This window comes from Shewanella sp. CAL98-MNA-CIBAN-0140 (assembly GCF_040309905.1).
In the GTDB taxonomy this organism is placed as follows: domain Bacteria; phylum Pseudomonadota; class Gammaproteobacteria; order Enterobacterales; family Shewanellaceae; genus Shewanella; species Shewanella psychromarinicola.
Genome location: NZ_JBEOPI010000026.1, coordinates 65,096 through 77,397 on the forward strand (window position 1 = coordinate 65,096; position 12,302 = coordinate 77,397).

Genomic DNA, 12,302 nt, shown 5'->3' on the forward strand with positions numbered 1-12,302 from the left:
ACTCGGGGCAAGATAAGTAAATAACTGTTTTAGAAGCCTTTATTATCCAAAACTAAAGCTGCCTAGGCAAAGTGTTAGCTCGATCTTGTTACCATACTATGCTACTGATTGTTGCTCAACAGGATGTGAAATACCATCGTGCTTTGGGCTATAAAGCTTCGAGAACATCTGCATCAGCGCTTCGCGACGGATAACCCCACATAAACGACCATGCTCAACCACTGGGTAATTACTTGGTACCGTCGCAGATGCATCACGCAAGCGCTCTTCATAGCTCTGGTAGCCACCGCTGATATACATGCCCGAATCCGTCACAGGAAATAGTTTTTTCTTATCAACCACCATAAACTCAAGCAGTTGAGCAATTTTATCTGTAGGTGCCACGGTGAGCATCTTGGTTTGCATGATATCTTTCACTGAAATCGGCAAATCGGAAGCAAACTCCTCAGACCAAAGTGAGCGAATTAGATCTTGTTCCGACACAAATCCTAATAGCAGATTATCATTGTCGACCACTGGCGCACTGCGAAGGTTGTCTTTCGCTAACAGCGTAAGCGCCTGATAAATAGTAGTATCAACTGAAAGGGTGGTCGGTGAGTTGTCCATTAATTCACTAACGATAAGTTTTTGGATTTTATTTTTCATGGCTAAGTCCTCTTGACTTGGTTGATATTGAGTTTGTGAAGCATTACTTGAGTGTTGAAACTGTTCTGATATTGACTCGTTTTGTGCGTGACCTTGTGTAATAGGATTAATGTGTAGCGATGGCACCTCGTCAGTTACTTTTGCATTGGTGTTATCTATCCAAAAATAACCTAGGCCTACAAATACCGCGCCCCCTAGAATGTTGCCCAGCGTCACCGGAATAAGGTTATGAAGTACAAAATTACTAATAGTAAGGTCCGCAAAAACTTGTGGCATGACTCCCAAAGCAATGAAGTATTCATTCCCCGCAAAGTTTTGAATGGCAATTCCGAGCGGCACCATAAATAAGTTGGCAATACTATGCTCAAAGCCGCTGGACACGAACATCGCCACCGGCAATATAAGCAGTAACGATTTAGCTAAAGCGTCTTTGCAACTAAAGGTCATCCAGACACCTAGGCACACGAGCAAGTTACATAAGGTTCCAAGGGCAAAAGCCTGACTCCAATCATGGTGGATCTTGTGTTGTGCAACATGTAGTGCATTGAGCCCCCATTCATTACCATCCATGGCATACATTTTCGACATCATTACCAATCCCAGTATCAGCATTGCGCCACAGAGATTGCCAAAATACACGCGCATCCAGCAACCAAGCAACTGCTTGGTCGTAACCCGTTTTTGTGCCCAGGCAATGGCGCTTAATACGGTACTGGTAAATAGTTCGCCACCAAGGACAACAACGAAAATGAGTCCTAGGCTAAAAGCGATACCACCACTAAATCTGACTAAGCCCCAAGAGCTCTGTGCTGAACCCGTCGTAACCGTAAGATAAAAGACAAATGCCAGCGCAATGAATGCACCTGCAAATACAGAGAGAGCAAATGACTGTCCAAAGTGCTTAGTGACTTTAGCTTGTCCATATTCAGCCGCTTTTTCAAAAGGACTCATAACAGCTGATTTATCAACCACGGCGAGATGACTTATCTGCCTTGCAGTTAATAGTTGTGGGTTCGCCCCTTGGGCGTCAGCCCCTCTCATAACGCCTTCCACAACGTATTACTGACGCCAAAGGGAGGGGGGTTCACATATGCTATATACATTGATAACTCCTTGAATGTGTTTGTTGAGTTGTTAGTGCCAGTTCAGAATACAGAATAAAATGCAAACAAATATTGAGACTTTTTTAGGTAATGTATCAATTAAATTGATAGCGCAATTGACACTGTTTTGGCTTTTTGGGCTAGGCCAATTCGACAAATGCTCATGAATGAAAATACATACGCTGACTTCACAGTAATGATAGATATGAGACCACACGCGCCCTCAAACCTAGCCATACAGTGAAAACAAAAAATTGATACTAGGTATCAATTTTTCAGGCCGCAGAAGGGGAGTTGATTTTAAGAGAATTTAATAAATAAAAATATTGTGCGTGCTTAACATCCAAACGGCCTAAATGGCATATCATTCACCTGTTATTGCAACATTAACGCTGGTTCCGCCAGTGTCAGAAATCAACAAATTAGGAAAAAGTTGTAAAACCGAATGATAAAACCCGAAACCATAAGGGTGGATCATTAATTGATTTGAAACGATAAGACTGGATCATAATAAGACATAATCCCTAAACGCAAACTGGTAAATAAATAGGCCTATTAGTGCCAAAATAGAAGTCACCCCTAAAACCTGAGATCACGCCAGTATTTAAGGACGTAGTTAATCTGCTATCTTGCGGCTCACCGCGTCGTGTTAAATACCCTTGGCCAGATCGAGCTTGTAAAGTAGCGATAACAGGATGAGTCGCCGCAACAGTGCTGATTTCCAATTAATTGCGATAGTTTTTTGGACTCCAATAACATCTAATTCCGATTAAATGGTTTGAATATCGAATTTTATAATCAAGGTCACACTGTATAATTTGTTTTTTGATTCAAAAGGCAAAATGATTGAATATGTCGCCATATTAAGAAATACGATTATATTTTGGAAAGTTAATGATTCGCTTAGTAGATATTCGCATTCGCCCTAAGATAATGAGCATGCTGGTGATCTTTGCTGTGGTCCCAATGATTGCCACAGCCATTTTCAGTGCGCGGTTAGCGTCAGACGCCTTAATTGAAAAATCTTTTCAAGAATTAAATGCAATACAATCGCTGCGTTCCACCTCTATCGACACCTTCTTTAAAGAGCGTTTAATTAGTTTAGATACGCTTGCCAGGACAATAAGGCTGAAAGAGTTCATTCAGAACATGGATGAACGTCAAGTAACCACTAAAGATGATGACAGCTCTTTTTTTGAAACTTTTATCAGCAATTATGATTATGATGACTTTTTAATTTTAGATCCTAAAGAGGCAACCATTCTATTCTCTATAAAAGAGAAACCGCGATTAGGTTCATTACTTGCCACTAATAAGGGCAATGACCCTGCGCTAACGCAAGCTTGGAACAAGGCGATTACTAGCGGTGAAACTGCATTTTCTGATTTCGATTCAAGTAATACGCTTGGCCAACAAAAAACGGCCTATTTTTCTAGTCCTGTACGCGATAGCCGGGGCAATATCATCGCCGTTGTCGCGGTAAAAATATTACCCAGTCTGATTTCTAATATTGTTGATTCACGTGTCGGTCTGGGGAAAACTGGCGAATCGTATCTTATTGGCGAGAATCCGCACTCTACTAAAATTGAGTTCCGCAGTGATCTTGCCACTATGGGGAATGGCAGGTATGTCGTAGGCTTTAGTTTCGACAAAGATTTAGGCTACTGGACGGATGCAAAAAACGCCAGAGAAATAGGCGGGCAAAATACCTATATAGACAGTGCTGGTCGCTCGGTGCTTGTGATTTATACCCAGCTCAACGTCCCCGGATACAATTGGCATCTGATCTCTAAAATCAATGAAGATGAAGTCACCGAGCCGATCTTTTTTCTTTATCAGGCAATATTCGCTGCAGCAGCGATTGTCTTTTTTATTATCAGCTTTATCGCTGTTAATTTTTCCCGTTCTGTCACTGATCCGCTTATCCACAGCATGAAATTTGCGCAGGATATTGCAAAAGGAACATTGAACACATCTTTAGTGTTAGACCGGGGGGATGAGATCGGTGATTTAGGCTTGGCACTCAATAATATGGCCGAAAAGCTGCGTGAGCTGGATTGGATTAATTCAGGTAAAGAGAGCCTCGATAATCAACTGCGCGGTGATCTGCAACTCAGCGATCTTTCAAATTTGTTTATCTCTTTTTTCAGCAAACATATGAACGCGCAACTTGGCGCTTTATATCTGTTAGACCAAGATATTTTAGTACTTAAAACCAGTTATTCGTTTACGGACAGGCAAGGTAATTTTAACCAGATCCGGCTGGGTGAGGGCATGGTAGGGCAAGCTGCACTTGAGAAAGAGATCCTTATATTTTCCGGTGTAGTTCAAAATGCGCCAGTATTAAATTATGGGGTGGGTGAGGTGACGCCCAGTCATTTTATGGCAATACCTCTGGCGGTAGATGAACATTTACTGGGTGTTGTATTACTTGGCTCTATTACACCCTTTAGCGCACTGCAGAAGACATTCGTCAGAGAAGTGATTGGCAGTGCTGCCATTTTGTTTAATGCTGCCAATGCCCGTCTTGAGATCAGCTCACTGCTTGAGCAGGCGCAACATCATCAGGAAAGTTTAAGTAAATCTAACCATAAACTGAAACAACAAACAGAAGCGTTAATACTTTCTGAGCAAGCTCTGCAGACCCAACAGGAAGAGTTGCGCGTTACTAACGAAGAGCTCGAAGAGCAAACCAAAGTACTCAAAGAATCTGAAACTGAGCTGCAAGCGCAGCAAGAAGAACTGCGCGTCACCAATGAAGAATTGGAGGAACGCACCAAAGCACTTGAAAGCCAACAAATTGAGATGCAGGGGAAAAATGATCAGCTTTATTCCGCGCAACAAATAGTTGAAGAAAAAGCAAAAGAGCTCGAAATTTCAAGTAAATATAAATCCGAATTTTTAGCGAACATGTCCCATGAGTTAAGAACACCATTGAATAGTATTCTGATACTCTCGCAGTTATTTGCCAATAACAAAGATAATAATCTGACTAATAAGCAAATTGAATCTGCCAATGCAATCAACTCATCTGGTGCAGATTTGCTTTCATTAATCAATGAGATTTTAGATCTTTCTAAAGTAGAAGCTGGCAAAGTTGATCTGCATATTGAAGATGTCAGTTTTACTGCTATTGAATCTGATATTAGCCGTTTATATCAGGATATGGCGGCAGATAAGGGCGTAGACTTTCAGATAAATTTAGCCGACAACCTTCCTGATACTATACGGACTGATTCTCAGCGCCTGCAACAAGTTTTACGTAATCTATTGACCAATGCATTTAAGTTTACCCATGAAGGTGCTGTAACGCTTGATATAGCTCGGCCTTCAGCAGAAATCGCTAAAAAGTTGCACATGCCTTTGCATAATTTAGTGGCTTTCTCAGTAAAAGATGACGGTATTGGCATAAAAAAAGAGCAGCATCTTGCTATCTTTCAGGCCTTTCAGCAGGCCGATGGAAGTACTAGCCGCAATTATGGTGGGACCGGACTTGGCTTGTCTATCTCTAAAGAGCTTACCCATTTACTCGGTGGTTCAATTGAGCTGCAAAGTGAAGAAGGTAAAGGTTGTACTTTTACCGTGTTTTTACCCCTTGAGTACCAAGCGAAAGGCGCTTCTGCAGAAAATGTGCCTAAACTTCTAGCACCCAAGATTCATGAATCTCGAACCTCTAATTCAGAGGCCGCAGTTATTTCTGTTGCCGCAGATATACCCAAAATTGCAAGCTATGTGGAGGATGACAGACAATCTATCATTTCTGATCCTGCTCCTGAAGATAGAACGCTGCTGATTATCGAAGATGACCGAGCTTTTGCCGGCGTTATGCGCGACTTTGGCCGTGAAAGAGGCTTTAAATGCATCGTCGCGGAAACCGGTGAAACCGGCCTGCACTTTGCCGATTATTATAAACCGAGTGCCATTATTTTGGATATTGGTCTGCCGGGTATCGACGGGTGGACAGTGATGGAACGCCTTAAAGAAAATCCAAGTTTACGCCACATTCCGGTGCATTTTATGTCAGCCAGTGATAACAATCTTGAGGCGATGCGGATGGGCGCGATTGGCTATTTAACCAAGCCAGTCGATATCAAAAAATTAGATAAAGCCTTCGCTAACATTGAAGGTATTATCTCTAAATCAGTCAAACGACTACTTATTGTTGAAGACGATGACATTCAGCGAGCAAGCATTAAGCAGCTGATTGGTGAAGACGATCTAGATATTGTTGCTGTTTCAACAGGGAAGCAGGCGTTAGATGAACTCGAAAGAAATCGTTACGACTGTATGATCCTAGATCTTGGGTTAGAAGATATTAGCGGCTTTGAGTTACTCGAAGCGATAAGACGCAGCGAAACGGCTGCGCGAGTCCCCATTATCGTCTACACCGGTAGAGATCTGACTGCAGCCGAAGAAAAAGAGCTTAATCGTTATGCCGAAAGCATTATCATTAAAGGTGTTAAATCTCCAGAGCGGTTATTAGATGAGTCAGCCCTGTTTCTACATCGGATTGAGGCTAATTTGCCGGCTGAACAGCGGCGTATTTTAAAAGCCGTGCACAATAAAGAGTCAGTGCTAAGTGGTAAAAAAGTGCTATTGGTTGATGATGATATGAGAAATGTTTTTGCTCTTTCCAGCATTCTAGAAGATAAAGGCATGGATATCACCATCGCACGAGACGGTATGGAATGTCTTGTTAAATTAACAGAAAATCCAGATGTCGATATCGTACTCATGGATATAATGATGCCTAAAATGGATGGTTATGAAGCGATGCAACAGATCCGCATGCAGAGAAAGCATAACAACCTACCCATTATTGCACTCACTGCAAAAGCGATGAAAGGTGACAGAAGTAAATGTATTGAAGCCGGGGCTAGTGATTATCTTACCAAACCCATCGATAGCGAAAAGCTCCTGTCAATGATACGAGTCTGGTTATACTAATATGAATGATATAACAAATGAACAGCTGGAAATTCAGCTTCTGCTCGAAGCCATTTATATAAAATATGGTTATGACTTTAGAGAGTATTCTCTTGCTCACACCAAGAGAAGGTTGGAGTATCGTTGCGGCATAGAAGGAATAAAAAATTACGCAGAAATGCAGCATAAAGTGATTCATGATGCTAATTTTTTTGAACAACTCTTATTGGATCTGTCCATCAATGTCACTGAAATGTTTCGTGATCCCTGGTTCTATAAAAAAGTAAGGGAACTGGTGATCCCACATCTACACACTTACCCCTTTTTAAAAATTTGGCATGCTGGTTGCTCTGCGGGACAGGAAGTCTATTCGATGGGAATTATTTTACACGAGGAGTCTTTGAAAGAGCGGGCGCAGGTGTATGCGACCGATTTTAATGAGTCCATTTTAGAAAAGGCGAAAAAAGGGATCTACCCAATGGATTTAATTCGCCAGTATAGCGCTAACTATCAGGCTGCTAATGGTAGCGCCTCATTTTCGGATTATTACACGGCAGATTATGATCATGTGATCATGAAAAATGTACTGAAAGATAAAGTACTTTTTACTCCTCATAATCTGGCAACCGATGGTGCTTTTGGTGAGATGCACGTTATTTTTTGCCGCAATGTTCTTATCTATTTTACCCGAGAGTTACAAAACCGAGTCTTTAATCTATTTTATGATAGCCTAATACCTGGCGGATTTTTATGCTTAGGCTCAAAAGAGAGCCTTAGATTTGCAGACATAGCTGATAAGTTCGAATTGGTTTCAGAACCAGAAAAAATCTATCGAAAAAAACGCGGGAGATAAGCCATGAGCTGTAATAATATACATTATAGAGCCGTGGTTATTGGTGCGTCAGCCGGCGGATTAGCGGCTGTAGGCGCAATACTTGCTGAACTAAAATCAACTTTCTGCATACCGATATTATTAGCGCAACATATCAGCCCGCATGTTGAGAGTCACTTAGCCACTCACTTTGCAGCTAAAACGGCTTTGGCTGTCAAAGAAGCGGAAGATAAAGATCCGATTAAACGCGGGAGCTTATATATTGCGCCGTCTAATTATCATCTTCTTGTTGGGTTTGATGGTTGTACCGCACTTTCAATCGATCCCCCGGTTAACTACTCTCGCCCTTCCATTGATGTGCTGTTTGAGAGTGCAGCTGATTACTTTGGCAACGAGTTAATTGGCATTATCCTTAGCGGCGCAAATTCAGATGGCGCGGCAGGGCTAAAAAAAATAAAACAACGGGGTGGGTTAACGGTTGTTCAGTCTTTAGACAGCGCCGAAGTAAAGACTATGCCACAAGCAGCAATAGAGGCTGCCAATGCAGACCATATTCTTTCTCTGAAAGATATAGGTCACTTTTTAAATACTATATGTGAATGTTAACTATGCTAGCACCCCCTAAAATTTTGATTGTAGATGACCGGATAGAAAATCTGATTACATTAGATCATCTTCTCTCTGAGTTTAACGTAACACTTATCAGAGCAACTTCTGGAGAACAAGCGCTAGCCCATACACTCGACAATGACTTTGCTCTGGTACTGCTAGATGTAAGGATGCCGACGATGGATGGTTATGAAGTTGCTGAATTGATGCGAGGGAATAAGAAAACCCGGAATATCCCGATTATCTTTATTACTGCAGAATCAAGTGCTGACGCAAACATATTTAAAGGCTACCAATCCGGAGCCGTTGATTACCTAGTTAAACCCCTTAATGCCGACATCTTCAGCAGTAAAATCAGCGTTTTTCTTCAGTTATATGAACAAAAACATGCACTGCACCAAAAAAACATAGAATTCGATCATAAGCTAGCCGAGCTGGAAGAATTACAGCAACAGCTTGAAGAAACTAACCAACAACTGCTAATGCTATCAACACTAGATGGTCTTACAGGACTGGTTAACAGAAGGAAATTTGATGAGATTTTCTCTGATGAGTGGCAAAGAGCATCCCGATCTGCAACCGCAATGGCGGTGATCATGATGGATATCGATTGTTTTAAAATGTTTAACGATACTTTTGGTCACCAGCAAGGCGATAATTGCCTACTTAGCGTGGCGAGTACGCTAAAAGGGATGGATCTTAGGCATCTGGACAAAATAGCGCGTATCGGAGGAGAAGAGTTTGCCGTTATTCTGCCGGAAACAGACTCAAATGGTGCGATGCTAGTTGCAGAGCGTATTCGAAAAACCATTGAAGCGCTTAAAATCCCTCACAGTAAAGCATCTGGTAATCCCTGGGTTACTGCAAGCTTTGGGGTAAGCTCGATCATTCCGCATCGAGGATGCAATCCGAGGGTACTGATGGAAACTGCCGATAGGGCGCTTTACGAGTCAAAGCATAAAGGCAGAAATTGTTGTTCTGAAAAGCAGATTATTGACGCTAATATTGTCTCGATTGAGCTTGACGCTGAGCCGATGATAAAACAAAAAAGATTAATTGTAGCCATATAATAAAGGCTTTACATCCTTTGTAGATGTTTATTTTATCGGTGTTGTCGATAGCATTTCCCTACCTTGCCGGTATTTAATTTGTTATATCAGCAGCACAGCTGTCGGTGGTGCATTTGCTGCAGATTTTACAATAAAAGTAGGCTTTTTCAGTTCTAATGCGATATTCCCGCATATGCATTTCTTGTCTCATTTGATTTAGAAACGGACTTTTGGTCATCATAAGAGCTCACAATAAAATGGTACGGATATACTATTATTAATTTTTGATGATGTTCGCAGTAATATTAGATAAATAGTACGCGCTTATACTTTTATAAAACATAAATAACAATTAAAAACAAGTGTTTACTCTAATGTCAAAGTAGAGTGTAGGTTTGAAAACTGCGCAATGCATAAAGACTAAAACGGTAGTTGTTGCTACTTGTTATCGGTATTTTTTTAAAAATGTGCTTTTTAGTTAAAATTTCTGGCATTTGCTTGAATTGTTTTTTGTGCTAACTTTAATGTTGTAGTTTAGAATTTTGACTGAATAATTTAGCCTAAATGGATTTAGTGTAATTCCCTTAATAGGCTTAAGCATAAATGGTTCAAAACCATGTTGAGCGAAAAGTAGATGTGGTTGCAATCAAACGAAGAATAACAGTTGGCTATAGCTTTATAGATCAAAGATTATAGTCACCGATTATCTTCCGCTTACATGGTGTTCGATTGCTTTCTGAGGTAGATATGATAAATCGCACTATTTATATTGATGTAGCAAAAGGTATATCAATTACTTTAGTGGCTATTTTTCACAGTAATTTGAAGTCTTTTTTTCCAGAAATAATTGAACCAATGGCTTTGTTTCGGTTGCCACTGTTTTTCTTTTTATCTGGGGTGTTTTTTTCTTATTCAATTTCTCCTAAAGCGTTTATTTTTAAAAAAGCAGAAGCGCTGCTCAAACCATACTTTTCTGTGCTTTTTATGCTTTTTTTCTTCAGTGTTATTTCTCAAGATGATAATCTTATATCCCAGCTAAAAGGTATTTTTTATGGAAATGGCAACACCATAAGATGGGTGCCATTATGGTTTCTAACTCACTTATTTTCAGTATATTGCTTTAGTTATTTTATTTTTCGCTTTACTCGGTTTAACGCCTTATCTTACTATAACAAGTCTATTTTATTACTGATATTTTTATTTTCTGGTTCATTATTAATTGGTATGGTTAGCGATAGTGATTTAACGATCTTTAACTCGCTCATCAAATTGCCAGAACTACCATTTTCAATCGATATCATATTGATAACATCGGTATACTTTATATCGGGTTTCTTACTTAAAGATAAGATTATTAACTTTTCTCCAAATACTTATCTATTTATTTTATCTATAATTATTTTTATATGTATTATATCGTTTTCAGAAGCGCACACCGACTTAAATAAGCGACTATATAAAGTACCTACTTTAGCGACGTTAGGGGCCGCATGCGGCATTTACTTTATACTGAGTGTTTCATGGTTTATTGCAAAAAATAAAGCCTTAATGCGTATACCGTTGGCACTAGGGAGCTCTAGTCTATATATTCTCATATTTCACAAATGGATTGAATACAATGCGTATAGTTATGCATATGGTTATACTTCTAAAAGTACAGCAGATAATATAATATTTTTGACATCACTGGCTATCTTAGCATTTTTATTAAGTATCTCAATTCCATTGCTTATAAAATGGGTTGTAAATCGAAACGCTATTTTAGCACTCTTCTTTTTGCCATTTAAAACTAACCCCTTGCTGCAGCGGACATTTTACTCGCACCGCTAATCAAAGTATTAGCAACATGGCGAATATTGATAATTGTGGCGTTGTGTGATCATCATCGAAGAATCAGTATGGCAAAATAATTAGTGAAATTGACAATTATATCGTAGCAAGTGATATGTCTGATCGAGATAGTGAAGGGATATATTCTAGTAAGGACATGCTCGTGAAGTATTTTAAAATTAACGGTAATCAATCACATAATAAGAGACTTATGTTTATCCAATAAGTATAAGTGAAGTATATGGGACAATTACTGACGCCAAAGTGAAGGGGATTGGTTTTAAGAGAAGCTAATAAAGAAAATATTGTTCGTGCTTAACATGCAAACGGCCTAAATGGCATATCATTCACATGTTATTGCAACGTTAAGGCTGGAACCGCCTGTGTCGGAAATCAACAGATTAGGCAAAAGTTGTAAACCGAATGATAAAACCCGAAACCATAAGGGTGGATCATTAATTGATTTGAAACGATAAGACTGGATCATAATAATGCATAATCCCTAAACGCAAACTGGCTAATAGATAGGCCTATTCGTGCCAAAATAGAAGTCACTCCTAAAACCTGAGATCACGCCAATATTTAAGGACGTAGTTAATCTGCTATCTTGCGGCTCATCCCGTCGGGTTAAATACCCTTGGCCAGATCGAGCTTGTAAAGTAGCGATAACAGGATGAGATGGTTTGCACCTTAGTGCGCAGCCTATTACGAGCATAGGGCACTTGCTTATGTCGTAAAATCCATATCAGCATGGCGAGCCGTGATATAACAGAAAATGATATGGTTAGAAGCCGCTTGTTTATAATTATGTAATAATTATAATGCACGCATGTAAGATATACGATTGAGTGGACCGAGCTAAAGAGTCTTCAATTTGGAAGTGACACGGCATTTTTTTAGGGAACACAAACAGTTTTTTGATCCACATGCTCGATTGATTAAAGACTCCGACCATTGTGATGAGGAAGATATATTCATCCCTCTTGGAATCGGCATAGCGTTAACATTGCTTGTGGTTTGCCTTTAAGTGAAAACAGATGAATCAATTCGAATAATATCTGCTCGAAAACCAGAAAAATTCGAACGTAAATATTCGAGGAATTTCGCCATGGGTAAACAATATGACTTTTCAAATTCTGTCCAGCCATCCCTATACACAGACATTAAACGAATAAATCACAATCAGGCTTGATAAAGAGACTATAGCCTATTCTAACGAAATGGCTGACGCCCGGTGTTTTTCAAGGTAGTTGGCACTCTTTACTTAAATTTTAAGCTGCATTTCTTGTTTCTGTTTCAGACTTCTTA

6 protein-coding genes are annotated in these 12,302 nt (G+C 39.9%); 5 read left to right on the top strand and 1 reads right to left on the bottom strand.

Annotation, left to right across the window (positions count from 1 at the left end; all coding sequences use genetic code 11):
- Nucleotides 1-96: 96 nt before the first annotated feature.
- Nucleotides 97-1,686, bottom strand: coding sequence for a formate transporter FocA (gene focA / locus AAEY93_RS14170; RefSeq protein ID WP_124013733.1), 1,590 nt, complete (start codon nucleotides 1,684-1,686; stop codon nucleotides 97-99).
- Nucleotides 1,687-2,642: 956 nt separating this feature from the next.
- Here focA and AAEY93_RS14175 point away from each other — a divergent pair.
- From AAEY93_RS14175 to AAEY93_RS14195, 5 genes are all read left to right on the top strand, one after another.
- Entirely contained in the window at nucleotides 2,643-6,695 is a 4,053-nt protein-coding gene (locus AAEY93_RS14175; RefSeq protein ID WP_124013732.1) for a response regulator, read from the top strand.
- 1 nt (nucleotide 6,696) lies between these two features.
- Nucleotides 6,697-7,527, top strand: coding sequence for a CheR family methyltransferase (locus AAEY93_RS14180; RefSeq protein WP_124013731.1), 831 nt, complete (start codon nucleotides 6,697-6,699; stop codon nucleotides 7,525-7,527).
- A 3-nt stretch (nucleotides 7,528-7,530) separates the two neighbouring features.
- Complete coding sequence (locus tag AAEY93_RS14185; RefSeq protein ID WP_124013730.1) at nucleotides 7,531-8,112, top strand: chemotaxis protein CheB; 582 nt, start codon at nucleotides 7,531-7,533, stop codon at nucleotides 8,110-8,112.
- Between the two features lie 2 nt (nucleotides 8,113-8,114).
- Complete coding sequence (locus tag AAEY93_RS14190; protein WP_124013750.1) at nucleotides 8,115-9,185, top strand: diguanylate cyclase domain-containing protein; 1,071 nt, start codon at nucleotides 8,115-8,117, stop codon at nucleotides 9,183-9,185.
- Between the two features lie 708 nt (nucleotides 9,186-9,893).
- Nucleotides 9,894-10,994, top strand: a complete 1,101-nt coding sequence (locus AAEY93_RS14195) for an acyltransferase family protein (protein WP_351077746.1) — start codon at nucleotides 9,894-9,896, stop codon at nucleotides 10,992-10,994.
- Nucleotides 10,995-12,302 lie beyond the last annotated feature (1,308 nt).